The sequence below is a fragment of the Xenorhabdus cabanillasii genome (assembly GCF_003386665.1).
Taxonomy (GTDB): domain Bacteria; phylum Pseudomonadota; class Gammaproteobacteria; order Enterobacterales; family Enterobacteriaceae; genus Xenorhabdus; species Xenorhabdus cabanillasii.
In genome coordinates this window covers 3,690,067-3,716,248 of the sequence record NZ_QTUB01000001.1, presented here as the reverse complement: position 1 = coordinate 3,716,248, position 26,182 = coordinate 3,690,067, and the positions used below count along the sequence as shown (strand labels likewise).

Annotated in this window: 12 protein-coding genes and 3 pseudogenes; 11 read left to right on the top strand and 4 right to left on the bottom strand. The window is 46.5% G+C overall.

The genetic code is table 11. The features are described from left to right. Positions 1–86: 86 nt before the first annotated feature. A complete protein-coding gene (locus BDD26_RS16525; protein WP_244922758.1) occupies positions 87–14,969 on the bottom strand; it encodes a non-ribosomal peptide synthetase in 14,883 nt (4,960 codons plus the stop codon). Between the two features lie 785 nt (positions 14,970–15,754). Here BDD26_RS16525 and BDD26_RS16515 point away from each other — a divergent pair. The 5 genes from BDD26_RS16515 (at position 15,755) to BDD26_RS16500 (ending at position 19,688) form a co-directional block, all read left to right on the top strand. Continuing rightward, entirely contained in the window at positions 15,755–16,795 is a 1,041-nt protein-coding gene (locus tag BDD26_RS16515) for an IS630 family transposase (RefSeq protein ID WP_115825370.1), read from the top strand. Between the two features lie 305 nt (positions 16,796–17,100). Next, positions 17,101–17,298 carry a ferredoxin family protein gene (locus BDD26_RS20890; protein ID WP_038260219.1) on the top strand — a complete coding sequence of 66 codons (198 nt, stop codon included), beginning with the start codon at positions 17,101–17,103 and terminating at the stop codon, positions 17,296–17,298. Between the two features lie 101 nt (positions 17,299–17,399). Further along, the gene (locus BDD26_RS20885) at positions 17,400–17,972 is read left to right on the top strand and encodes a hypothetical protein (RefSeq protein WP_425330431.1); all 573 of its coding nucleotides are present in this window, start codon (positions 17,400–17,402) and stop codon (positions 17,970–17,972) included. A gap of 2 nt (positions 17,973–17,974) precedes the next feature. Further along, positions 17,975–18,886, top strand: a complete 912-nt coding sequence (locus tag BDD26_RS16505) for a fumarylacetoacetate hydrolase family protein (RefSeq protein ID WP_115827151.1) — start codon at positions 17,975–17,977, stop codon at positions 18,884–18,886. 40 nt (positions 18,887–18,926) lie between these two features. Next, positions 18,927–19,688, top strand: a complete 762-nt coding sequence (locus tag BDD26_RS16500) for a carbon-nitrogen hydrolase family protein (RefSeq protein ID WP_244922757.1) — start codon at positions 18,927–18,929, stop codon at positions 19,686–19,688. Between the two features lie 139 nt (positions 19,689–19,827). Here the strand turns inward: BDD26_RS16500 and BDD26_RS16495 are convergent. Further along, a pseudogene (locus tag BDD26_RS16495) lies at positions 19,828–20,139 on the bottom strand (transposase); the annotation flags it as partial. Next, complete coding sequence (locus tag BDD26_RS19805) at positions 20,052–20,312, bottom strand: hypothetical protein (RefSeq protein WP_211305522.1); 261 nt, start codon at positions 20,310–20,312, stop codon at positions 20,052–20,054. The gene BDD26_RS19805 and the pseudogene BDD26_RS16495, both read right to left, overlap by 88 nt. 33 nt (positions 20,313–20,345) lie before the next feature. Between BDD26_RS19805 and BDD26_RS16490 the strand changes: the two genes are divergently transcribed. The 4 genes from BDD26_RS16490 to BDD26_RS16475 all read left to right on the top strand — a co-directional run bounded on the left by BDD26_RS16490 (position 20,346) and on the right by BDD26_RS16475 (position 22,699). Beyond that, positions 20,346–21,026, top strand: a complete 681-nt coding sequence (locus BDD26_RS16490) for a hypothetical protein (protein ID WP_115827150.1) — start codon at positions 20,346–20,348, stop codon at positions 21,024–21,026. Positions 21,027–21,110: 84 nt separating this feature from the next. Next, on the top strand, positions 21,111–21,329 hold the full coding sequence (gene ccdA, locus BDD26_RS16485; RefSeq protein WP_038260209.1) for a type II toxin-antitoxin system antitoxin CcdA: 219 nt from the start codon (positions 21,111–21,113) through the stop codon (positions 21,327–21,329). A gap of 1 nt (position 21,330) precedes the next feature. Next, positions 21,331–21,636, top strand: a complete 306-nt coding sequence (gene ccdB / locus BDD26_RS16480) for a type II toxin-antitoxin system toxin CcdB (RefSeq protein ID WP_115827149.1) — start codon at positions 21,331–21,333, stop codon at positions 21,634–21,636. Between the two features lie 369 nt (positions 21,637–22,005). Beyond that, positions 22,006–22,699 (top strand): IS6 family transposase gene (locus tag BDD26_RS16475; protein ID WP_115827148.1). Its coding sequence is split into 2 segments (ribosomal slippage): positions 22,006–22,160 and positions 22,159–22,699, totalling 696 coding nucleotides; the frame shifts between segments, so codons are not numbered across the junction. A gap of 3 nt (positions 22,700–22,702) precedes the next feature. Here the strand turns inward: BDD26_RS16475 and BDD26_RS16470 are convergent. Further along, positions 22,703–23,796, bottom strand: a pseudogene (locus BDD26_RS16470) (IS701 family transposase). A gap of 319 nt (positions 23,797–24,115) precedes the next feature. Between BDD26_RS16470 and BDD26_RS20575 the strand changes: the two are divergent. After that, positions 24,116–24,298, top strand: a pseudogene (locus tag BDD26_RS20575) (Asp/Glu racemase); the annotation flags it as partial. Positions 24,299–24,664: 366 nt separating this feature from the next. After that, positions 24,665–26,086 (top strand): aminotransferase-like domain-containing protein, encoded by a 1,422-nt coding sequence (locus tag BDD26_RS16460; RefSeq protein ID WP_115827147.1) that lies wholly within the window; start codon positions 24,665–24,667, stop codon positions 26,084–26,086. Positions 26,087–26,182: the final 96 nt, after the last annotated feature.

Sequence of the window (26,182 nt, the reverse complement as noted above, 5' to 3'; positions counted from 1 at the left end):
AAACGCTGCTCAATAATATGAGTGGCGTTGAGACTCTATCCTTCCTGACGAGGCCAGCAGTGCCAGCCTCGTTAATAATAATTAAGTTAATTTATATACCCATCATCTTTCAAATTGCAGCTTTGTTGGCTGCGCTGCATTTTGCAGTCATAGGGTATAGTCATATTATCCTTAATTTTGAATGTATTGACTATTTCTGTGCTGATAATGGAAACAGCTTCGATAATATTTTCGTGATAACGATCATGAATCAATTTAATGACTAATGGATTGGTTGTCCATTGGGAAATATTATTATCTGGTGTTTCTATTATCAATTGATTCATCGTGAATCCAGTTCCTTCTTTATTAAATGGATTCATTTGACCAGCTTTAAATAACGTGATGTTTGTGTGGGATAGTTTTCCGCTTAAATTGCAGTTAGCTATGCCAAATTCAAATGGTACTGCTTCCAATACCTTATTGATATAAGTATCGCTTGCTCCCATTTCCTGCAATTTTTCAGTAATCTCCCGATATTTATTTGACATATCTAATTTGTTTCTGAGCTCTCCTAGCTCATCGTTATTAATGATAGCATCTAATAAGAACAGCTGAATTTTTTTTGCACCAAGCTGTTCTAATTTAAATGCAATTTCCATCGCTAATTGTCCACCTAATGACCATCCCAGGATGTGAATAGGTTGATCAATAGACGTTTCTGTCAGAATTAACTCCATATAGATTTGAGCTAATTGGTGTAGTGAATTTATTTGGTTATCTGTGCAAAGATTATAATTATCGATGCCTATGCACTTATACACATCAGATAAGGTATTTGCCAGAGATTCATAGACTTCACTACCGGCATTAGCGGGATGAACCATAAACAATTTATTGGTTGCAATTGATTTGGGTGTTAAGGAATTAAGTAAACTGAATTTTGCATTATCTGTTTTCAGCCATTGAGATAACAAAGAAATACATTTGCAGTTAAATAAAACATTCAAAGGGATATCAACTCCTGTTTCATGGCGTATCGCTGTGGTCAACTTAATTGCCATTAAGGAATTACCACCGATACGGAAGAAGTTATCGTCAATACCAACCTGATCCAGCCCCAAGACCTCCTGCCAAATGGTACATAACTGGGTTTCCAGTGCATTGCGGGGCGCGGCATAGTTGTTACGATCCCCCCAGATTGGTTCAGGCAGGGCGTGGCGGTTTAGCTTACCATTCAGGGTCAGTGGAACGGACTCAACACGAGTAAAGCTGGCAGGCAGCATGTATTCGGGCAGGCGGGAAGAGAGATACCTGATCAGAGTGTCATCAGACAGTGCGCCATCTGCCACCAGATACGCGGCCAGCACTTTATTTCCTTTGTGATTATGGTCGATTACCACTGCCTGTTCTACCTGTGGGTGAGAAGTGAGGATGTTTTCAACTTCCCCCAGTTCAATGCGGTAGCCGCGGATTTTGACCTGAAAGTCATTGCGACCGAGATACTCAATATTACCATCGGGCAGCCAGCGACCGAGATCACCCGTTTTGAACATACGTGCATTAGGTTGCGGGGAGAATGGATCGATAAGAAAACGTTCGACAGTCAATTCCGGGCGGTTCAGATAGCCGCGGGCGACGCCTCGGCCAGCAATATAGATTTCACCCGTAACCCCGATGGGAACAGGTTGACCAGAGCCGTCAAGGATATAGCTTTGGATATTGGCGATCGGTTTGCCGATCACGGAGACTTCCGGTATACCCTCAGCAGCACGGTATTCATACCATGTGGCATCGCCGTTGATTTCGGAAGAACCATAAAAATTGAGCAACCGAAGCTGAGGGTAATGTGTCACAACCTGTCGTGCCAGCTCAGGCGCGAGTCGTTCGCCGCTGCAAATTAATAGGCGAATTGGTTTCAGACAATCACTATCATCGCGATTTTGTAACAAGAGCTTGAGCAGTGAAGGTACAACCACCAGATAATTGACACCGAAACGGCGCAAACCTTGACTGAAACGGATGGGATCTTTCACGTCATGGTTGTTGAACACTACCAGTTTACCGCCAGCCAGCAACGTACCCAGTGTTTCGGTGATTGAATCGACAAAGCTGATACTGGTTTTCAGTGCGGCCACCAGTGGCGATATCGCAATATCACGAACGAACCACAATAACCGATTACACAGGGTTTGATGATTGCTCATTACGCCCTTGGGCTGACCCGTTGAACCAGAAGTATAGATAACATAAGCCAGATGATCGGCAGTCAGTTCTGAGATATTCGGATTGTGATCCGGCAGGGCTGTTATTAACGATACCTGATTGTCCAGTGTGATGATCGGTAATGAATTTGCTGATAAGGAATCGGCCAGTAAGGATACCGCAGACATGGTGCCGGTCAGGGCATCAAACAACGCTGTTTGGGTCAGTAATGCGACGGGTGCGGAGTCTTTAATCATATAGACCAACCGCTCGCTTGGCTGTGCCGGATCAAGCGGCACATAAGCACCGCCGGCCTTGAGGATAGCCAACAGTCCCACCACCAAATAGAGACTGCGCTCGGCGTAAATCGCCACTCTGTCGTCCGGGCTAACTCCTAATGCAATCAGATGATGAGCCAGCTGGTTTGCCCGCTCGTTAAGCTGGCGGTAGGTCAATGTATCTCCTTCAAACACCAGTGCGATATTATCCGGTGTCCTTTCCACCTGAGCTTCAAACAGTTGTTGCAGGGTTTTATCCTGCGGAAAAAGCGCATCGGTCTGGTTCCAGGTATGCAGCAGGGTATGGCGTTCTTCTTCACTGAGGAATGTTATTGACGTATGTGACTGATTCGGGTTGCAGGCTACCGCGTGCAGAATACGTTCGAGCTGACAAAGCAAACGCCGGGCTTGTTTTTCTGTCAGCCAGTTTTCACCATAACTTAATTTCATTATTAAACTGTTGCCCTGCTCATAGGCCATCAACGAGATCGGATACTCCACTTTTTCGACGGACTGACGGAACGTCAGGGTGTGCTCTATACCTTCCTTGTTTTCGCTCGCCACTGGAACTGGATAATTTTCAAAGATCAGCAGGCTATGGAACAATCGTTCTCCGTCGGATTGTAAACTGGCAAGTGAAACAGCACTGTGGCTATTGAGTGCGGCGATATCTTTCTGTATGTCCTGTAAGACGGCAGCCACACTGTTTGTCTGATCCCATTGCACCATCAGCGGTAATGTATTGATATACAGGCCAACACTGGATTCAATCTTATCCACTGGTACATCGCGGCCGGATACGGTAGTGCCCACAATAGTCTGTTCATCACCCGTGTAGCTGTGCAGTAATTTATGCCAGGCAAATTGCAGTATCACATTCAGAGTAACACCTTGTGTTCTGGACATGTTCTTCAGTTGCTCATAAGCATTTCCCTGTACAGTGAGTAGCTGTTCAGCGGGTTTTTCCACAGTTTTTATCTGCGTTAAATCAACGTGATGACTTAACAGAGCAGAAAAATTATTGGCTCCTTGAAATTGTGTTTTACGTTCCGACCAATAGGTGTCTGACTCAGCTTTATGATCCAGATGATATTGCTGAGTTGCCAGATAAGCCTGTTCCACCACAATCTGGGGTGTTTGCCCGTTTATCAGTTGGTTGTAATACTCATGCACAGTTTGTAATAGAATCGGATTACTCCAGCCATCGGCAATACAATGATGTTGTGTGATCAATACTGTTATTAACTGTTCATCTTGCTTGATGAGAGTGAAACGGATTAAGCCGGGCTGACTTAAATTAAAAGGCCGGGTTCGATCGTGTTGTTGAATTTCGTCAATCGCCTTGTTTCGGTTCTCTTCTGATAACTGACTGATATCTTTAATCTTGAAGTTCGCTGGCCCAATACTGGTATCCATTGTTATGATCTGTAATATTTTTTCTTCCCAATCAAATGCAGTTCTGAGAATAGGGAAACGCAGCGAAGCCAGTGACCAGGCTTGTTGGTAGATAGCAAAATCGACGTTGGTGTGATAATCCAACAGCATTTGTACACGATAGGCATCATCTTGTGGATGAGCCAGATGATGATAAATAAATCCCTGCTGCAAGCTGGTGGCAGGGTACAGTGCTTCAATCTGATACCGCTGTTGAAGATTGCACAAGAGCTTGACTGAAAGTCCTTCAATACCATAATCACTGGGCGTTTTTACTCCTCCTGATTGAGCCTGCTTTTGACCAGTCGCAATGACGCTGTTGAGTGCTTGCTCAAATGCTGTGATAAATATCGCTGTCTGAGCCTGTGGCAAGCGGGAATCCACACTAAATTGCAGTTTTCCCATCTGAACGGCACCATTGATGCCCAGTAGTAAATGACTGCCATTTTCACTGGCTGTCACAGTCCCACAATCATCGTTGGTTATGCACCAGTCTTGATGGCTGGTTACTTCTAACTGGCCGAGATAGTTGAAACTGATAGCCGGTAAATCGCCAGTCAGGTGTCCTGCTTGATGTAACGTGCTGTAACCAATGCCTTTGTTCGGTACAGTACGAAGCATCTCTTTGGTGTAAATAATGGTTTCAGCAATATCTGTCTGCATTGCCAGGCGAACGGGATACATTGTAGTGAACCAGCCCACGGTTTCAGAAATATCCAATGTGTTATCAATAGATTCCCGTCCATGTCCTTCCAGAAGGATGTGGTTTACGGCTTGGGAGAAAGTCTCTTGCAGGGCCAGTGTCAGTGCACTTAGCAGTAAGTCGTTAATTTCTGTATGGTAACCGGTGTTGGCTTCATGCAGAAGTATGTCCGTCATCTCAGCAGAAATGCTTAACAAGTGACGAGTGAGGTCATCCTGCGCGGGTTTGATGTCGTTTCCTGCTATCACCTGTTGCCAGTAGGGTACTTCATCCTGATGCTGCTGTGCATAACGATGGACAGCGATTACCCATTGCCGATAACTGCTGGTTTTCGGTGGTAATGTCATGCCCTGTAATAACAAGCGCATATCTTCAGCAATAATTCGCCAGGACACAGTATCAATAATCAGATGGTGGAATGCGAAGAATAACCGGGCACTGCCATCTGCATACCCGGTAAGGTGCCCAGCCTGCCACAATGGTCCGTTGTTGTAATCGAACCCATTTTGCCATTGGGTCAATTGTTGATGTTGCTCTTCCTTATTTAATCCCCGGATATCGCAGTGCTGTAAAAGGGGATGTGAAGGTGGCATTTCCCCGGAACAGTCCTGAATCCCGGAATAGCCCTGAAATCTGGAATAACACTGACGGTAGCCGTTTCCGGTATCGATAAAGCGAGCACGTAACATATCATGCCGTTCAGCCAGCATTATCAGGGCCTGTCCAATCTGTGCCGACTTAATATTACCGGGAACCCGAATCATAAATGCCTGGTTCCAATGGTGTGGATTCGATAAATCCCAGTCGAAGAAAGCTTGCTGGACAGGCAATAAATCAAATTCCCCGCTTAATAATCCCTGTTCGGCCACCACATTTTCTGTGAATGATGACTGTGTCAGCAGCAGGGCTAACCGGGCCACGGTCGGTGCTTCAAAAATTGATTTAACTTGCAGTGAAAAGCCTGCCTGCCGCAGTTTGGAGACCAGCTGGATACTGACAATCGAATCGCCGCCGATACGGAAGAAATTATCCTCAATGCCAACCCGTTCCAGCCCCAAGACCTCTTGCCAAAGAGTACAGAGCCGGGTTTCCAGTGCATTGCGGGGCGCTACATAACTGTCTCTATTCTCCCAGACCGGCTCTGGTAATGCCCGGCGATCCACTTTGCCGTTCAGGGTCAGAGGAATCGAATCAATAAAGGTAAAACTGGCCGGCACCATATATTCCGGCAACCGCTCAGATAAGTGCTCAACCAGAATTTCATTTGATAACATGGCATCTGTGACCAGATAAGCGGCCAGTACTTTATTTCCGTTATGCTCACGGTCAATCACCACCGCCTGTTTGACCTGTGGATGGGAAGCCAGGGCGCTTTCGATTTCTCCCGGCTCAATGCGGTAACCACGGATTTTGACCTGAAAATCATTGCGCCCCAGATATTCCAGCTTGCCGTCCGGCCGCCAGCGTACCAGATCGCCGGTTTTATACAGGCGGGTGTAACCGTATTCTTTGTCTTTATCCGTGGCAAACGGGTTTGCCACAAAACGCCCGGCAGTGAGTTCTGGCCGGTTTAAATATCCCCGCGCCAGTCCGGCGCCGCCGATATACAGTTCTCCCGGTGCGCCGACGGGAGACAGATTGCCGTAATTATCAAGGACGTAAAGGCGGACGTTATGAATCGCTTTGCCGATATTGGTTGCAATATCCCCATGTTGATACACATTCCCGGTTACCACAACGGTAACTTCTGTCGGGCCGTAAGCATTGAGTACGCGGCTGTATTGGCTGAAATATGCCAGAAAATCCAGGGAAGGGGACTCTCCCGCCGTCACCAATAATTGCAGGGAGGGTAATTCCGTACCGATTAACAATTTCAAGAGGGCCGGGGGTAAGGCGGCAATCTCAATATTTTCCCGTTGAATGAGTCTGGCAATTGCAGGGGCATTGCGTTCTGTTTCGCTGCAAAGGTAAATGGTCAGGCCATTAAATAAGCCAGGGAATAATTCGAAAACAGAACCATCAAATACATAAGCAGCAAACATTAAGGTTTTTGTTCTCTTTGTCGCATCGAAAAATTCGGCCTGCGTTGTCACCATATGAGCCACATTTTTGTGCTCAATCATGACCCCTTTGGGCTGGCCCGTGGTGCCTGACGTGTAAATGATATAGGCCAGATCGGTTGGCCGGTTTAGCCGCACCGGATTTTCCACTGGCTGGCCGGCGGTGATTGTCCGGTCATCTGCCGCGATGAGTACCGGTTGTGCCGTGAGTATCTGGCTGTATTCTGCCAGTGTAGTCAGATGCCGCTGTTGGGTCAGCACACAGGGCGTTGCTGTGTCAGCCAGAATAAACTGTACTCGCTCAGCGGGGTAGGCGGGGGAAATCGGCACATAAGCGCCGCCGGCTTTCAGCACCGCCAGAATAGTGATCACCATTTCCGGGCTGCGATCAAGATACAGGGCTATCGGTGTGTCAGCCGGCATGGTTTTATTATTCTGTTGCTGATAGCGTTCGCGGATCACGCAGGCCAGCTGGTTTGCCCGTTCGTTAAGCTGGCGGTAGGTCAGTGTTGCGCCTTCAAACACCAGTGCTACGTTATCCGGTGTCCTTTCCACTTGAGCTTCAAACAGTTGTTGCAGGGTTTTGTCCTGCGGATAAGGCGCATCGGTCTGGTTCCAGGTATGCAGCAGGGTATGGCGCTCCTGTGCAGACAGAATATCCAGCGTGGACAGTGGTTGTTTCTGGTCTGCCACAAAGGCTTCCAGTACCCGTTGATAGCTCTCTGCCAGCCTGACGATGGTGGCTTCATTAAACAGGCTGACTGCGTAATTCAGATAAGCGGTAATGCTGGTTTGCCCGTCGGACATAAACAGGCTGAGATCAAACTTGGCGGGGCTGTACAGGAAAGAATCGTCCAGTGTCACCGGCCTGAATGGCAGGCGGTTGTCTGACGGATTTTCTCCAGCGCCCTGTAAACTAAACATGATCTGAAAAATCGGGTGGCGGGCAGTATCACGCTCAATTCCCAGCGCTTCAACCAGTTGTTCAAACGGCATATCCTGATGGGCTTTGGCTTCGGCAACCTGTTTATGGGTCTGCTCAATCAGGGCTTCCACGCTGACAGTTTGTTGCAGCTGCGCCCTTAAGACCAGTGAGTTGACAAACATCCCAATCAGGGGCTGAGTCTGGGCATGGTGCCGGTTATCGGTTGGCGTTCCCAGTACGATATCGTTTTGCCCGGATAATTTTGCCAGCGTGACATAAAAGGCACTGAGCAGCACGGTATACAGGGTGGTTTCCTGTGTTTTTGCCAGACGCCTTAACTGTTCAGAAAGCCGGGTATTCAGCTCAAAACTGAAATTACGCCCCTGATAATTCACCTGAGCCGGTCTGGGGTAATCGGTTGGCAAGGCCAGTGATTCATGGCTGGCTAAAGCCTGTCGCCAGTAGGTAAGCTGGCGTTCACGAATGTCACCCTGTAAATAGTCGCGTTGCCATACGGCATAATCCCCATAGGTGATATCCAGCGCAGCAAGCTGGCTGTCGCGGTTTTCCCGCAAGGACTGGTAAATTTCCGCCAGCTCAGCCATAAAGATATCAATTGACCAGCCATCAATGGCGATATGGTGCCATAACAGTAATAAATAGTGGCTGTCAGAAACCGGATAGTGACACAGACGCAGACTGGGTTCTGTGGTCAGATCAAACGGAGTGGCTATCTCAGCACGAACTGTGTCCAGAAGCGTATTAACATCTTCACAGGATTGGGATTTGATAACCAGATTTTCATGCAATATTTGCTGATAAATCTGACCGTCATCATCAGTGCGGTATACCATCTTCATTACTGAGTGGCGTTCAGCCAGCCGGTTAATGGCGGTTTCCAACAGAGGCAGACAGGCATCATTATCCAGCTGAACCAGATAAGGGATATGATAGGCATCAGAGCCCTGTTCAAACTGCTCGATAAACAGCATCCGCTCCTGAGCAAACGATAACGGGTAGTGTTCCCGTGACAGATGGGGGATAACCGTATAGGTCTGCTGTTCCATCTGGGTTGTCAGGCCAGCAATAGTTTTCAGTTCAAACAGTTGTGCCAGTGATACTTCGGTTGCCAAAACCCGGCGAATGGCGGCGGTCAGCTTAACTGCTGTCAGGGAATTCCCCCCGATACGGAAAAAGTTATCCTCAATGCCAACCCGTTCCAGCCCCAAGACCTCCTGCCAAAGAGTGCATAACTGGGTTTCCAGTACATTACGGGGCGCCACATAACCGTTTTTATTCCCCCAGACCGGCTCTGGTAATGCCCGGCGATCCACTTTGCCGTTCAGGGTCAGAGGAATCGAGTCAATAAAGGTAAAGCTGGCCGGCACCATATATTCCGGCAGGCGGGAGGAGAGATAGCCTATCAGGCTGTCATCGGACAGTGTTCCTTCCGTGACCAGATACGCAGCCAGTACTTTATTTCCGTTATATTCACGGTCAATTACCACCGCCTGTTTGACCTGTGAATGGAAAGTAAGCACACTTTCGATTTCACTTAATTCTATACGGTAACCGCGAATTTTGACCTGAAAATCATTGCGCCCCAGATATTCCAGCTTGCCGTCCGATAACCAGCGTACCAAATCGCCGGTTTTATACAGGCGGGTGTAACCGCGCTCTTTGTCCTTATCCGTGGCAAACGGGTTTGCCACAAACCGTTCTGCGGTTAATTCAGTCCGGTTTAAATATCCCCGCGCCAGCCCGGCGCCGCCGATATACAGTTCTCCCGGTGCGCCGACGGGAGACAGATTGCCATAACTATCAAGGACGTAAAGGCGGACGTTATGATTCGCTTTGCCGATATTGGTTGCAATATCCCCATGTTGATACACATTCCCGGTTACCACAACGGTAGTTTCTGTCGGGCCATAAGCATTGAGTACGCAGCTGTATTGGCTGAAATATGCCAGAAAATCCAGGGAGGGGGACTCTCCCGCCGTCACCAATAATTGCAGGGAGGGTAATTCCGTACCGATTAACAACTTCAAGAGGGCCGGGGGTAATAAGGCAATCTCAATACCTTCCCGTTGAATGAGTCTGGCAATTGCAGGAGCGTTACGTTCTGTTTCGCTGCAAAGGTAAATAGTCAGGCCATTAAATAAGCCAGGGAATAATTCGAAAACAGAAGCATCAAATACATAAGCAGCAAACATTAAGACTTTTGTTCTCTTTGTCGCATCGAAAAATTCGGCCTGCGTTGCCACTATATAAGCCACATTTTTGTGCTCAATCATGACCCCTTTGGGCTGACCCGTGGTGCCTGACGTGTAAATGATATAGGCCAGATCGGTTGACCGGTTTATCCGCACCGGATTTTCCACAGACTGGCCGGCGGTGATTGTCCGGTCATCCGCCGCGATGAGTACCGGTTGTGCCGTGAGTGCCTGGCTGTATTCTGCCAGTGTAGCCAGATGCCGCTGTTGAGTCAGTACACAGGGTGTTGCTGTGTCAGCCAGAATAAACTGTACTCGCTCAGCGGGGTAGGCGGGGGAAATCGGCACATAAGCGCCGCCGGCTTTCAGCACCGCCAGCATAGTGATCACCATTTCCGGGCTGCGATCCAGATACAGGGCTATCGGTGTGTCAGCCGGCATGGTTTTATTATTCTGTTGCTGATAGCGTTCGCGGATCACACAGGCCAGCTGGTTTGCCCGTTCGTTAAGCTGGCGGTAGGTCAGTGTATCTCCTTTAAACACCAGTGCAATATTATCCGGTGTCCTTTCCACCTGAGCTTCGAACAGTTGTTGCAGGGTTTTGTCCTGCGGATAAGGCGCATCGGTCTGGTTCCAGGTATGCAGCAGGGTATGGCGCTCCTGTGCGGACAGAATATCCAGCGCGGACAGTGGTTGTTTCTGGTTTGCCACAAAGGCTTCCAGTACCCGTTGATAGCTCTCTGCCAGCCTGACGATGGTGGTTTCATTAAACAGGCTGACTGCGTAATTCAGGCAACCGGTAATCTCGGTTTGCCCGTCGGACATAAACAGGCTGAGGTCAAACTTGGCGGGGCTGTATAACGGCTCATCCAGAGTCACCGGCCTGAATGGCAGGCGGTTGTCTGACGGATTTTCTCCAAAGCTCTGCAAACCAAACATGATCTGAAAAATCGGGTGGCGGGCGGTATCACGTACAATATTCAGGGCATCAAGGAGCTGTTCAAACGGCATATCCTGATGGGCTTTGGCTTCGGCAACCTGTTTATGGGTTTGCTCAATCAGGGCTTCCACGCTGACAGTTTGTTGCAGCTGCGCCCTTAAGACCAGTGAGTTGACAAACATCCCAATCAGGGGCTGAATCTGGGCGTGGTGGCGGTTATCGGTTGGCGTCCCCAGTATGATATCGTTTTGCCCGGATAATTTTGCCAGCGTGACATAAAAGGCACTGAGCAGCACGGTATACAGGGTGGTTTCCTGTGTTTTTGCCAGACGCCTTAACTGTTCAGAAAGCCGGGTATTCAGCCCAAAACTGAAATCCCGTCCCTGATAATTCACCTGAGCCGGTCTGGGGTAATCGGTTGGCAAGGCCAGTGATTCATGGCTGGCTAAAGCCTGTTGCCAGTAAGCGAGTTGGCGTTCACGCCGGTCACCCTGTAAATAGTCGCGTTGCCATGCGGCATAATCCCCATAGGTGATATCCAGCGCAGCAAGCTGGCTGTCGCGGTTTTCCCGCAAGGACTGGTAAATTTCCGCCAGTTCAGCCATAAAGATATCAATTGACCAGCCATCAATGGCGATATGGTGCCACAACAGTAGTAAATAGTGGCTGTCAGAAACCGGATAGTGACACAGGCGCAGACTGGGTTCTGTGGTCAGATCAAACGGAGTGGCTATCTCAGCGCGAACTGTGTCCAGAAGCGTATTAACATCTTCACAGGATTGGGATTTGATAACCAGATTTTCATGCAATATTTGCTGATAAATCTGACCGTCATCATGAGTGTGGTATACCATCTTCATTACTGAGTGGCGTTCAGCTAGCCGGTTAATGGCGGTTTCCAACAATGGCAGGCAGGCATCATCATCCAGCTGAACCAGATAAGGGATATGATAGGCATCAGTGCCCTGTTCAAACTGCTCAATAAACAGCATCCGCTCCTGAGCAAAGGACAAGGGATAACGGGCAAGCTCAATATGAGGAATGACAATAGAGACCTGCTGCCCCATCTGGGCTGCCAATCCGGCAACCGTTTTCAACTCAAACACCTGTGCCAGAGAAACATCTATTGCCAACGTCCGGCGAATGGCCGCAGCCAGCTTAATCGCTGTCAGGGAGTTGCCCCCGATACGGAAGAAGTTATCCTCAATGCCAACCCGTTCCAGCCCTAATATTTCCTGCCAGATGGCACAGAGCCGGGTTTCCAGTGCATTGCGCGGCGCCACATAATTGTCTCTATTTACCCAGACCGGCTCTGGTAATGCCCGGCGATCCACTTTACCGTTCAGGGTCAGTGGTACAGACTCAAGACGGGTAAAACTGGCCGGCAGCATATATTCCGGCAAGCGGTCAGATAAGTAGCTGATCAGCTTATCGTCTGAAAGTTCGCCTTCCACAGCCGTATTTTCCGCAACCAAATAGGCCACCAGGGCTTTATTACCCTCATGTTCACAATCAATCACCACCGCCTGCCTGATCTGTGGGTGCAAAGCCAGTGCGCTTTCAATCTCCCCCGGTTCAATACGATAACCACGAATTTTTACCTGAAAATCGTTGCGCCCCAGATATTCCAGATTGCCATCCGATAACCAGCGTACCAAATCGCCGGTTTTATACAGGCGGGTGTAACCGCGCGCTCTGTCCTTATCCGTGGCAAACGGATTTGCCACAAACCGCCCGGCGGTCAGTTCAGGCCGGTTTAAATACCCGCGCGCCAGCCCGGCCCCACCGATGTATAACTCTCCGGGCGCACCAATCGGTACAGGCTGCCCGGTATGATTCAATACATAGGCAGACAGGTCATTTAACGGCCGGCCAATATTGGATGCTGTTATCGCGTCGTCCCGGGTTAATTTCCTGTAGGTAACATGTACGGTTGTTTCCGTGATCCCATACATATTAATCAGGGCCGGGGATTGATCGCCGTAACGGTTCCACCAGGGTTTTAATTGAACCGGGTTCAGTTTATCGCCGCCGAAAATCACGTAGCGAAGGTGGGGAAATGCAGCATCCATATTCAATGACGCCTCAATAAAGGCGTAAAATGCCCCCGGCGTCTGATTTAATACGGTAACTTTCTGATCAGAGCAGAGGCGGCTGAATCTGCCGAAATCCTTCGTGTATTCTGTTGTCGGGATAATCAGACGCCCGCCATAGAGCAATGCGCCCCATAATTCCCAGACACTGAAATCAAAGGTGTAAGCATGGTAAAGCACCCAGGTATCATTCTGGTCAAACTGATAATCTCCCTGAGTGGCCGCGAATAAACGGACAACATTATGATGGGTCTGCAACACGCCTTTCGGTTGCCCGGTCGTGCCCGATGTATAGATGACGTAAGCCAGATCCGCAGCTGTATTCACAGAAGCCGGATTTTCTGGCGGCGGGTTTTCTGTCACGGCCTGATCATCCGCAGCTATCAATGCCGGCGGCTTAACCCGTGTCTGGGTATATTTCCCCAGTGTTGCCAGATACTGCTGTTGGGTCACTACACAAGATGATGCCGTATCTTGCAAAATAAACCGGATCCGCTCAGGCGGATATTGCGGAGATATCGGCACATAAGCCCCGCCGGCTTTCAGCACCGCCAGTATGCTGATCACCATTTCCAGACTGCGATCCAGATACAAAGCCACCAGCGTATCAGCAGGCATAGGGACATTGTGCTGCTGCTGATAGTGTGCCCGGATCACCGCGGCCAACTGGTTCGCCCGTTCATTTAACTGGCGGTAAGTCAGTGTTTCCCCTTCAAACACCAGCGCCACGCTGTCCGGTCTGGCTGCGGCCTGCGCCTCAAATTGCTGCTGGAGAGTACAGGTTTGCGGATACGGTATATCGGGCTGGTTCCAGGTATGCAGTAATGTTTGGCGTTCCTGCTCTAATAAAATAGGTAACTCACTGACTAACAATGCAGGATTGTTGATTAAGGCAACGAATAGGTTTTGTAATCGTTCAAGTATCCGGCTGATATCCAGTTCACTAAAATATTCCTGTCGATAATCGATCGTTATTTTTAATTCCTGATCATATCCATAATCTTTCAATCGAAAGACGATAGGATAAATATTAAATATCTCATCCAGATGGTGATATTGATTTTCGGTAATTTCAGCAGCTGATTCATAAAAACGTTCATAAAATATAGATATGTTAGGTAAAGAAAACCTATGCTGGCTCGCAAGCCGGGTAAGATGTGAGTGAGGAAATTTACTGTGACGATAACTGTCTTTCAGTGCTAATTCCATTCGCTTAATCTGTTCAATCACACTGGATGTGCTTGAGATGTGGCAATACACGGGATACGTACTTGTCTGCATGCCAACAATATATTTTTCTGATTTTTCCCTTCTTCCATGTGTGATCGTGTTAAATACCAACTCTTGTTGCCCGGTAAGTTCTATCATCATAATAGTGATAAGACCAGAAAAGACAGCCAGTAAGTTAGTTTTATGTTCATTGCAAAAAACAAGTAAATCTTTTTTAGTTTGAAGGGGCAATATTAACGTACTATTACCAGGCCCTGTATTTTTATAGTAAGGTATTAATTGGTGTATTTCATTTTCTTTTAGAAAATTAAGCCAATATTTTTTATCTTCTTCATAATGAATAGTACTTAAATATTCTCTTGCCTTGGTTATTGTTGTTAAATATTGTGGAATATCTGACAGCCATGCTATTGATGTGCCATCCTTAAAGCATTTGTATAATTTATGGACATATTTATGAAGCCGGTATAATCCGACACCATCAATCATAATATGGTGAATTTTAGTGAAGAAATAATAATTTTCATCAGCCAGACGGATCAAGAAAATCTGATATGGCGTTTCCTTCAAATAATCCATTGGTATTTCAAGGTGTTGTTTCATCCAGAGTATTGCTGATTTCTCAGGTTCAGCCTGCATGGCAACATTATGAAATATAATTGTTTCCGGTTTACTCTGTTCTTCAAGATATTGTATCGCTTCATTGTCTGCATTAACCGATATACGCAAGCGCAACATATCAATATGTTGATGTAATACGTTCCACACTTTTTGTAACAGAGCTATATCAACCTCTTCTTCTATCACAGTATACCAATTGAGGTTGTGTATCGGATTATTCTCATAAAGCGCTTGTTCGTAAAACACATCTTCCTGAGAAGGATGGAGAGGATATAAGTTCGGACGCAATGAATTCTCAGATATTCTCATAATAAATTATACGAATGTATTCCGTTTACAAGTTATTTGTAATTTATGGTGTAAATGAGTAGATTTAATTATTTGCCTGACCTTAATTAATTTATGTTTTAGCATTGATATAATTAAGGGTGCTATATTTTATATCTTTCAATATTAAATTGTTATTTTCATTTAATAGGTATTGGCATCATCTATCATAGTGTTATTACAGATAATCTCGCAATCTTTCAACACTCTCCTTAATTAAAAATAGTTAATATTTATCGGCTAATGATTAAGTTTTTATTTTTGATAATTTCAAGTATACATCCTTGTCACCTCATGGTTATAAAATCCTTTGCAATGCAATAGTGATTCTCATTTGAGTCGATGTCTATATTATTTTTTGTTTATTATGGCAATTTTTTTATGGCTTGTAGATGTAATGCGGTATATTTAAAGATCTTTATAATCATTTGCTGATGATTTGATTGCTATATTGGCATTTTTTATCTTGATAAATAATTTTATTAAGTTATTTTGTTAGTAAGTTATTAGTAATATTTTTAATATTATTTTTGTTGGTAGATGAACAAAGTTTAAAACTTCGGTAGTATTATTATTCTCCGATTTAATATAATGAATTATTAGATATCTCTTTAAACATTTATTAAAGCTATACCGTTTTCTACTAAATAAGCTTTCAAAATAGTAGATCACTTGAAGGGAACTCAGCCCGGTTTTTGCGATCTGATTAATCGCCAAATCAAAAAAATCCCAAAATGGACTGAGTAATGCCAATCATAGCACCCATACCCCGAAGTGAACGACGTCAGATGAAAAAATTTATTCATAAAACCCGGGATAAAGATTATGCACGCCGACTCATGGCACTCTTAATGTTACATGAAGGCAAGACCGTTTCTGCCATCTCCAGAACCCTTCATTGTTCACGTTCTTCGGTTAATCGTTGGATAAATTGGTTTACATTATATGGGCTGGAAGGATTAAAAAGTTTACCGTCAGGAAGACCTGCTATCTGGAATTTAGCACCACTTTTTAGTTTGCTGTCGTTCTTATTACAGCACTCCCCACAGGATTTTGGCTGTCTGCGTTCACGTTGGAGCATTGAGCTGATTACTCGAATAATCAATGAATTATTCTGTTTGTCGCTTTCGCAAAGTACGTTCTATCGTTATTTCTGTCAGGTCGGTATTGTCTGGCGAAGGGCAGCACCTACCGTAAAAAAGCCTGATCCTGAGTATGACGAAAAAATGGCAAAAATCACTGAAGCTTTATCCAACGTGTCAGAACCACATCCTGTTTTTTACGAAGATGAAGTCGATATTGACCTTAACCCAAAAATCGGGGCGGACTGGTGTCTGAAAGGGCAACAAAAACGGGTCATGACGCCGGGAAAAAATCAAAAACACTACCTCGCGGGCTGCCTTGACGCCCAAACAGGCCAAGTGACTTATGTCAGCGGTATAAAGAAAAATTCTGATTTATTTATCAACATGTTAAAGGAACTGAATGGCCAATATCGCCATGCAAAAAACATCACGTTGATTTTAGATAACTATGGCATTCATAAAAGCCGGAAAGTCAGGGCATGGCTAAAACAAAATCCTAAATTTAATTTGTTGTTTTTACCGGTCTATTCGCCATGGATAAATAAGATTGAACGCCTATGGCAATCATTGCATGAAACCGTCACACGGAATCATTGTTGTCAGTATATGTGGCAACTCTTGAAATGCGTTGAAGCGTTTATTAACGCATTTTCATCAGGGCAACAACCGGGAATGAGAAAAATGGGTGTATCACTATTATGAAAACTTATTTAGCAGTATCCACATTTTGCCTAAATGGAAGATATATGATTGTGAATATATTGATGAGAAACCTTACATATTATTAATATAGTATTAAGTTTTAAACACTCTCATTCTTATCTGTTTTGACGGGTTTTTTATCCGCTCTCTGCCTGTTCTATCCAGACACTGCATAAATCATAATTACATGACAGAGCATGTATTGACGTTGATTTATACTCTCATTACATAATACCCATACCTGTTTTCTTTCAAGGTCTTCTTTTAACAAGCTGTAGCAAAACAGAAATGCGAGGTGATTGATCATGGCAGAACGATCATTTGTTAAAGAGGTGGAAAAATTACGTCTGGGTCAGGGAGAACTTTTCCGTGGGGAAGGTATACTCGCTGTGACAAAAGCGTTGTTGGAATCAGGCGTTGCTTATATTGCAGGGTATCAGGGAGCGCCCATTGCCCATCTGATGGATGTTCTGGCTGATGCGCAGGCGATCCTTTCTGAATAGATATTCGTTTTGAAAACAGCGCCAGTGAAGCAACGGCCGCTGCCACACTTGCTGCTTCTGTTAATTATCCATTACGCGGTGTTGTCACATTTAAGGCGACTGTGGGCACAAATGTTGCCTCAGATGCATTAGCAAACCTGGCATCCGGTGGCGTTTTAGGCGGTGCGCTGATTATTGTCGGCGAAGATTATGGTGAAGGTTCTTCTATCATGCAGGAGCGCAGCCATGCATTTGCGATGAAATCCCAGATCTGGTTGCTTGATCCGTGTCCCGACCTGCCTTCAATTGTGCAGGCAGTAAAAATGGGGTTTGAGTTGTCGAAAGCCAGCCATACACCAGTGATAACACATCAGGGAGATTTGTCTGCGGGCTTGTCACATTACCAGAAAGTACGCAGTGTGGAAGTGTTGAAAATCCAGAATGCGGCACGTAACTTCATTTATCAGGTAGCGAAAGGACAGGGCTATTCTGTTATTGATGGTCAGCGGTTTGACTGGCAGGAGCGGGATATTTTCTGTGTTCCTTCATGGGCGCTGCATGAACATGTCAATACATCACAAACGGAAGATGCCTGTTTATTCTGTTTCAATGACCTGTCGGTGATACGGGCATTACAGTTGTATTATGAAGAAGTGCTGGCCGATAACGACGGACATCAACGAGTAGGAGGATAAAGATGCGTTTAATCACTTATCGTACCGAAATAACTGCTGCTGCACGATTGGGGGCGATTGTAAATAATCATGTGGTGGATTTGGCAAAATTGGCTGCTCATGCCGGAAGTGTCTTACCGGATAACATGCTGGACTTTATCGAATTGGGACCATTGGCCGTAAACAGTACAACCATATTATTAAATTCGTTTGAAGGTCTATGGCCAATCGGTGTGGCCCGGCCACTGGAGAATGTAAAAATTCTGGCTCCCATTCCCCGCCCGCGCAAAAACATTTTCGGCATTGGGCTGAATTATGTTGAACATGTTGAGGAATCCAGTCTGTCTCCCGATACGGCAAAAGAGCTGCCAAAAGAACCGGTTATTTTTTCTAAGCCACCAACCGCAATCATTGGTCCGGGGGATGCGATTGAACACAATCGTGAAATCACCCGGCAATTGGATTGGGAAGTGGAGTTAGCCGTGATTATCGGGCAGCGTGCGAAGAGTGTACCGGAGTCTGACGCGCTGAAATATGTTTTTGGTTATAGTTTGATTATCGACATGAGCGCCCGTGACTGTCACCGTGCCGGGCAGTGGATCTACTCTAAAGGTCAGGATACCTATGCACCTTTCGGCCCTTGCATTGTCACCGCTGATGACATCCCCGACCCGCATAATCTTGCGTTGAGCCTGAAAGTTAATGGAGTGACTAAACAGGATTCCAATACTCATCATATGTTATTCAAGGTTAATGCTTTGATCGCAGATATCAGTAAAGGTATTACACTGGAGCCGGGAGATATCATCGCTACAGGAACGCCATCCGGTGTCGGGGCGGGGCGTGATCCGCAGGAATGGCTATGGCCGGGGGATGTCATTGAAGCACATCTTGAGAAAATAGGTGATTTGCGCCATCCCGTTATTGCGGTGTAAATCTTCTTATAGGCGGGTATAAAGAGAACAGGAGCCTGATATGCTGAATCTTCCTAAATTCAAGGCAGCTACGGTACAGGCTGCACCGATCTTTCTGGACACGGAAGCGACAGTGGATCTCGTTTGCCAGCTTATCCATGAGGCGGCAAATAATGGCGCCAGTCTGGAGGCTTTTCCTGAAGTATTTATTGCGGGGTATCCCTATTGGAACTGGGTGATGACGCCCGTTCAGGGTAGCCCGTGGTTTGAAAAACTGTGCAAATCTGCTATTGAAGTGCCGGGGGCTGAGATCCATAAAATCGCTCAGGCTGCTGCTCGTCATCATATCAATGTTTTGATTGGTGTGAATGAACGCAGTCCCACAGGTATTGCAACGCTTTATAACACATTGGTGACTATTTCTGATGACGGGCGTATTTTGGGACGCCATCGTAAACTGGTCCCGACATGGGCCGAAAAGCTGACATGGGCGAATGGTGATGCTTCTTCATTAAAAGTACATGGTACGAGTATTGGCCCGCTGGGCGTACTGGCTTGTGGCGAGAATACCAACCCGTTGGCACGTTTTGCTTTGTTATCTCAGGGAGAGCTGATACATGTTGCCAGTTTTATCTCCCTGCCTGTTGCACCAGCAGATTATGATATGGCTGAGGCGATCCGTTTACGTGCGGCTGCGCATTGCTTTGAAGGTAAAGTTTTTACCCTCGTTTCCTGTTCCACTATTTCCCCGGAAATCACACAGGCTATGACAGCCAGCCTGAAGCTGAACAATTGCTGGCATGTCCTAATACTACAGCCGTAATCGCTCTGTAATCATAAGGTTATCCCGGCTCCGATAATGACATTGTTGTGCGCAGTATTGGTGTCGTCGTCGCCAATATGACCAATGTAAAATCTGTTCGATTGTCTCTCCCGTTTTTTCCATCAATTTTGACAGCAAATTACGGAGTTCCGCCACACTGAGGGCGATCAGTCCCGCCGGCGTTTTTTTTCTCCCCTATCCGCAAGACTGCCAGAACCGCATGAGCCAGTAGCGATAAGGTGATGTGCCGATACCAACTGTGCCATTGCCGCACTTCGTAATGATCCAGGCCGCATTCTCCCTTCGTTTCCTCAAAACTACATTCAATTTCCCAGCGTCGGCCTGCCACCTGAGCCAGGGTTTTCAGATCCGCCTGTTCTCTGCGCGCATACACCACAAAATAAGCCCGCTTCTGTTTTTCATCCCGGCTGCGCCGAACCAGCAGGTGGTGCGCTCGCCTATCCATTCCGCCAGTTGCCAGCCATTTTTACGTTCAACGTCACTGAGCAATCCTTTGAGGTAGGCGAGGCTGCGTTGCTGTGGGCCGGGATGGTGAAACAGGGGAGCCAGACGGGTATGCAGTGAAATAAGTTCCTGTTCCCAGGCGTTGGTCGGTGAGTGCATGGGGCACCTCCCGTATTTTCAGGAAAAAATGTCATGGGCTATCATGCCACAATGGCGCGTACGGCTGTAGTACTAGGCTGCCTGGACGGAAGAGAAAGTCTTACGTTCAGTATGGCAAACCGCATCGGTGAGACATTTAACTGCAACTCAAGCTGGCTATACACTGGCGAGTTTTCGCCATTTCATGTACGTAGCCTCGGCAGCAGAAATTACCAGTCTTTTTTTCTGCCTGATACCAATGAAGTAGCTGACTCCTCCGATGCCCGTTTTCACTTTATCCGTGTTTCCGGTGGCAGTTGTGACGGCACATTGATAGTTGTGCGTTCTATTAGAAATTGCTATTCAGTTGCGTATGAGAGCACTGGTTTCATGCTCAAGAATGGTATGAGAAGTGGTGGGCTGGGTAATCTCAAGCGTTTTATTCTGTTCCTGAAAACGAAGTGTGAAAACTTGCCAATGTTATCCTATACGTATCAGGATGATTATCATGCTGACCCGGAATTTGGCCAACATCACCCACTGTACTACCTGCGATCGGAAGTGGTGAGTAGCCGTGACTGGTTATTCAATATGATGACTGGACGCCAGCCGGGTTCCTGGCTCAGCAGTTTTGGTGATGAATTGGAAGAGATAGCGAAAGCGCCGTTTGGTAAAGCCACGCCGGTGGAGAACAAAATTGCAGAGTCAGCAGAAGAGATACGTCATAACAATTGAGCCATTTCGCGAACAGAATTTTGCGTCCAATTGTCAATTGATTACTTATAGTATATACTCGATATATATAAAGGAGGTGTACCCATGAAGCATAGAATTAGCGTAACTGTAGACAGAGAACACTATCAAGTGCTTAGTTCTTCCGGGATAAATATTTCTGGCCTAGTAAATGATGTCATAGGAAAAGAAGCCCGCAGGATAAAGGCCGAAAAGTGGAAAGCAGATAACCACGAAGGAATGACAGAAGTTGCAAATTTTATAGCGCAACATGGTTCGTTCGCTGAGGAAAACAGGAACTGGTGACATGCAATTCATTGTTTATGAATACAAGCGGGCAAGCCATTATAAAATGTTTGTCGATGTACAAAGCGACATCATCGATACACTAGGGCGGCGTATGGTCATCCCCCTGATTGAATCCCGCCACCTTTCTGAAAAAGTGAATAGCTCACTGTTTCCTCTGGTTAGGGTCAACGATGAGGATTATCGGGTGATGACGACCGAACTATCAAGCGTGTCTGTAAACGTTACTGGAGAGGCTATTGCCGACGTTAGCAGCGCCGCCGACGCGATTAAGAACGCCATTAACTTCATGTTCTGGGGGATATGAGGGTGAAATCCCCCTTGGTGGGCTACTCGACCAACTCCCGCTGTTATGCCTATCCCTCGTAAGTACGTTCCAGCGCGGCATTACACCTATTCATCCGAACTTGTAAAATTATCTTATTTACCGTAATTATCATAATTACGGTAAATGGTCATAAAATCTTCAATGCTTATTCTACTTATTAAAAGTTCTTTGAAAAGTAGAGTTTTAAAAATAGGATAGGTGGCGTCGGAATGGAATACCCACTTTTTACGAGGAGCGCGATCAGTGATTTTTGACATAAGAGCGACCTTCGAGGTAGCGCTCCAAACGGTTCTGTCGCATTAATGGAACATCAGGTAAACTTCCCGTTTTTTACGCGAGTTCCAAATAATGTCTTTGATCCGAAAAGCCTTCAAACGCCTCCATTATCCGGTTGATATCATCGCTCAGTGTGTCCGCTGGTATCTGGCTTATGCACTGAGTTTGCGTAATCTGAAAGAAATAATGGCAGAGCGGGGGATTGCCGTAGATCATTCCACTCTCTCGCTGGGTTCACCGTTTAGTTCCGTTAATTGTTAAACGTTACCGCCACAACAAGCCTGCGGTTAGGCGTCGGTGGCGAATGGATGAAACGTATATCAAAGTTAAAGGTCAGTGGAAATACCTCTACCGAGCAGTCGATTCTGACGGCAATACGATTGATTTTTTGCTGACTGCTTATCGGGATAAACCCGCGGCTCTGCGTTTCTTTAAAAAAGCCATTCGCCAGCATGGAAAGCCTGACGTGGTCACGATAGATAAAAGCGGTGCCAATAAAGCAGCAGTAGACAAATTAAATCAGGGAAAATCAAAGGATGACGCCATGGTTATCCGACAAAACAAATACCTCAACAATCTGATTGAACAAGATCATCGTGGTGTTAAACGACGAACTCACCCCATGCTGGGATTCAAAAATTTCAGGCGGGCTCAGACTGTATTGGCAGGGATTGAGTTGGTTAACATGTTGCGTAAAGGACAATATATTCACCCTAGAGAGAAAACCTTATCACCCGCCGCCTTCTTTTATCAACTAACTGCATAAAAGTTAATCAATCCGGCTTTCCTTCGAACTATTATTCTTAACGCGACAGAACCGTTTTTTTTTCTCCCGTATCCGCAAGACCGCCAGAACTGCATGAGCCAGTAGCGATAAGGTAATATGCCGATACCAGCTGTACCATTGCCGCACTTCATAATGATCCAGACCACATTCTCCTTTTGTTTCCTCAAAACCACATTCAATTTCCCAGCGACAACCTGCCACCTGAACCAGGGTTTTCAGATCAGCCTGTTCTCGGTGTGCATACACGACATAGTAAGCCCGTTCCTGTTTTTCATCCCGGCTGCGCCGGACCAGCAGATAATGGCCATATTCCCGTTCTTTCTCACTGCATTGTAAACGCCAGAGCGGCATTAAAACCCAATCATACTGACGTTCGCCTTTCGCTCCCCGCCCCGCAGAATGTGATTCCCATTGCTGAGGCGTCAGGCTGTCCACAATGTTGTCCGCTCTGACAGGGGTCGGCCCTTGCCACCACAACGGTTCATTTTTGGGGATCGCCAGCACAACCGGTTGATATCGGGACTCCAGCCAGCCGCGCAGGCGACGATCCTGACCATAAACGGCATCTGCCGGGCTAGTTGCGGTTTGGTGGCAAAGGGGACTGAGTCAGGAATGCCGGCGGTTTCACAGCGGGGCCGGTCATCCGCCCATTGTTTGGGCAGGTATAACGCCCGGTCAATAAAGGCATGGCCGCCCTGACCGGCATAACAGAGAAAGACGCCTATCTGACTGTTTTCGACGCGTCCGGCAGTGCCACTGTATTGACGTTGCACCCCGGCAGAATGGGGGCCTTTTTTAATAAAGCCGGTTTCATCCACAATGAGCACCCCATGTTCATCGCTCAAATGTTCCATCACGTAGTCACGCAAAATATCGCGGGCCACATCGACATCCCAGCGAGCACGCTCCAGCAGATGCTGAACCCCATCAGGCGAGCGTTCGCCTATCCATTCCGCCAGTTGCCAGCCATTTTTACGTTCAACGTCACTGAGCAGTCCCCGGAGATAAGCGAGGCTGCGTTGTTGTGGGCCAGGGTGGTGAAACAAGGGAGCCAAACGGGTATGCAGTGAGAGCAGTTCCTGCTCTCAAGTGTTGATAGGTAAGTGCATTGAACACCTCCCCGTATTTTCAGGAAAAAATGTCAGGAGCTATCATGCCACAATGGGGCGTACGTACGACTGTAGTACTAATAGTGCGTTTACGGGAATTATCGGGCCAGATGGGCGTGTGATTGGTCATCCTCTGATTGATAAAGAAGGAATTGTCTATGCGGAAATTGATCTGAACCGTTGTATTCAACCCCGCCAGATGCACGACATAACAGGGTATTACAGCCGTTTTGATATTTTCGATTTGAAAGTGAATCGCCGTGCCATGAATGCGATCCAGTTTACCCTGCGCACGCGCGAAAAGATTACCCCTGAACGTTTTACCTTTCATTCCAGCCGTATGAGAATGAAAACGGTCAGAAAAGATGAACTGGTGGCAATGGATGCAGATAGTGATCGCTGTGCATTGGAATTGTCGGATGCTTCAGTGGATATTGTGGGAGTGCCTGTCATCTCTGCATCTGTGGCAACAACTTATGTGATACTGAAACAGCTTGGGCTAGGTACATTCGCTCCGGGATTTGGCTCACTGTTATCTTGAAAATCATTTCACTGAAAAATCATCTCCTGAAAAAAGATTGTTCAATATATGCCAGATGCAAAAGTGTTTGTTGATAACTACTTACTAACCCTGCCTGGACCGCAGTTATGGATACCAGTGTCTTAAACTGGCCAGCAAAGTGAGAAGGTGCAGGCAAATAAAATGTAGGGATTCGGGTATAATAGTGAAAGATTATTAATACTCTGGCTATATACCCTATAGTTTTCAGAATGCAGCCAACAAAACTGCAATTGGGAAGATGACGGGTATAGCAGTTTAACCAAAGGCCTGCATATGACGCGCTACGAACAACTGGCAGTAACGATCCGCCAACAGATAGAGGATGACATTTGGCAAGTGGGGGACAGGCTGCCATCACTGCGGGAATCGGTGAAATCGTCGGGATTAAGTTTGATGACGGTGCTGCAAGCCTATCAATTACTGGAAAGTCAGGGCTGGATCGTGGCTCGTCCGCAATCAGGCTATTATGTTGCCCCGCGGATAAAACCGTTTGCAGCGGCAAAAGGAGGAAAGAAACTGAATCTGAGTGAAAATGTGGAGATTAGTGCCTCAATTTTTGATGTCTTACAAGCGTGTAAAGATCCACAAATCGTTCCTTTTGGTTCCGCATTTCCTGATCCTTCCTTGTTGGTAGAGCCTAAGTTAGCCAAAACATTGGCGTCAGTCGCTCGTCGCTTTGTTCCTCACAGTTCATTGGCAAATTTACCTCCGGGAAATGAACGATTGAGGCGTAACATATCCCGCCGTTATGCCGCACAAGGCATCCATGTTTCTCCTGATGAAATTGTGATCACAGCAGGCGCAATGGAATCGTTGAGTTTCAGCTTACAGTCAGCGACTTGCCCCGGAGATTGGGTAGTGATTGAGTCACCGGCTTTTTATGGTGCATTACAGGCTATAGAGCGTTTACGCTTGAAAGCTATTGCTATAAAAACAGATCCGAAAACAGGTATTGATTTGGATGTACTGGAGGAAGTTGTCAGTAAATATCAAATAAAAGCTTGCTGGCTGATGTCCCGATTTCAGAATCCGTTGTGTGTCAGTATGCCGGCAGAAAATAAACAGCGGTTAGTTGAAATTCTGAACCGAAGCGGCATTATCCTGATTGAAGATGATGTTTATGGTGAACTCTATTTTGATCAGGAGCCGCCGATGCCAATCAAAGCATGGGACAAGGAAAATAATTTCATGCACTGCGCATCCTTTTCAAAATGTCTCGCTCCCGGATATCGCGTCGGATGGGTAGCTGCGGGAAAACATGCGATAAAGGTCCAGCAATTGCAGATGATGAGTACCGTTTCAGCCAGTATCCCCACACAGTTGGCGATTGCGGAATACCTGACTCAGGGAGGGTATGATAACCATATACGGCGGTTGCGGCGTCAATTGGAACAAAGGCAAATTCAGATGCTGCGGGCGGTCAGCGAATATTTCCCTCAGTCGGTCAAGGTTAACAGCACCCGTGGTGGTTATTTTATCTGGCTGGAATTCGAACCGCCTTTCAATGCTAGTCGGTTATATCAACTGGCGCTGGCTAAAGGTATCAGCATTGCGCCCGGTAGCATGTTTTCCACCAGTTCTCAGTTTGATCACGCTTTCCGGTTGAATACTTCATTTGCATGGAATGAAACTCAGGTGGCAGCCATGAAAACATTGGGAAGTTTGTGTCGTACGTTATTAAAGGAATACGGGTAATTAATCACATTTTAATTGTTTCTCGGTTGCGGCAGGAAAAATTATTTGCGAAGTTTATAATTGGACATTTATTGCCTCTTCAGGTGTAAGTAGAAC

Bases quoted from the DNA above. Each gene is read 5' to 3' on its own strand.
- BDD26_RS16460 (WP_115827147.1), top strand. From the start codon at position 24,665: ATGACGCGCTACGAACAACTGGCAGTAACGATCCGCCAACAGATAGAG.
- ccdB (WP_115827149.1), top strand. From the start codon at position 21,331: ATGCAATTCATTGTTTATGAATACAAGCGGGCAAGCCATTATAAAATG.
- BDD26_RS16500 (WP_244922757.1), top strand. From the start codon at position 18,927: ATGCTGAATCTTCCTAAATTCAAGGCAGCTACGGTACAGGCTGCACCG.
- BDD26_RS20890 (WP_038260219.1), top strand. From the start codon at position 17,101: ATGGCAGAACGATCATTTGTTAAAGAGGTGGAAAAATTACGTCTGGGT.
- ccdA (WP_038260209.1), top strand. From the start codon at position 21,111: ATGAAGCATAGAATTAGCGTAACTGTAGACAGAGAACACTATCAAGTG.
- BDD26_RS16515 (WP_115825370.1), top strand. From the start codon at position 15,755: ATGCCAATCATAGCACCCATACCCCGAAGTGAACGACGTCAGATGAAA.
- BDD26_RS16490 (WP_115827150.1), top strand. From the start codon at position 20,346: ATGGGCTATCATGCCACAATGGCGCGTACGGCTGTAGTACTAGGCTGC.
- BDD26_RS19805 (WP_211305522.1), bottom strand. From the start codon at position 20,312: ATGCACTCACCGACCAACGCCTGGGAACAGGAACTTATTTCACTGCAT.
- BDD26_RS16505 (WP_115827151.1), top strand. From the start codon at position 17,975: ATGCGTTTAATCACTTATCGTACCGAAATAACTGCTGCTGCACGATTG.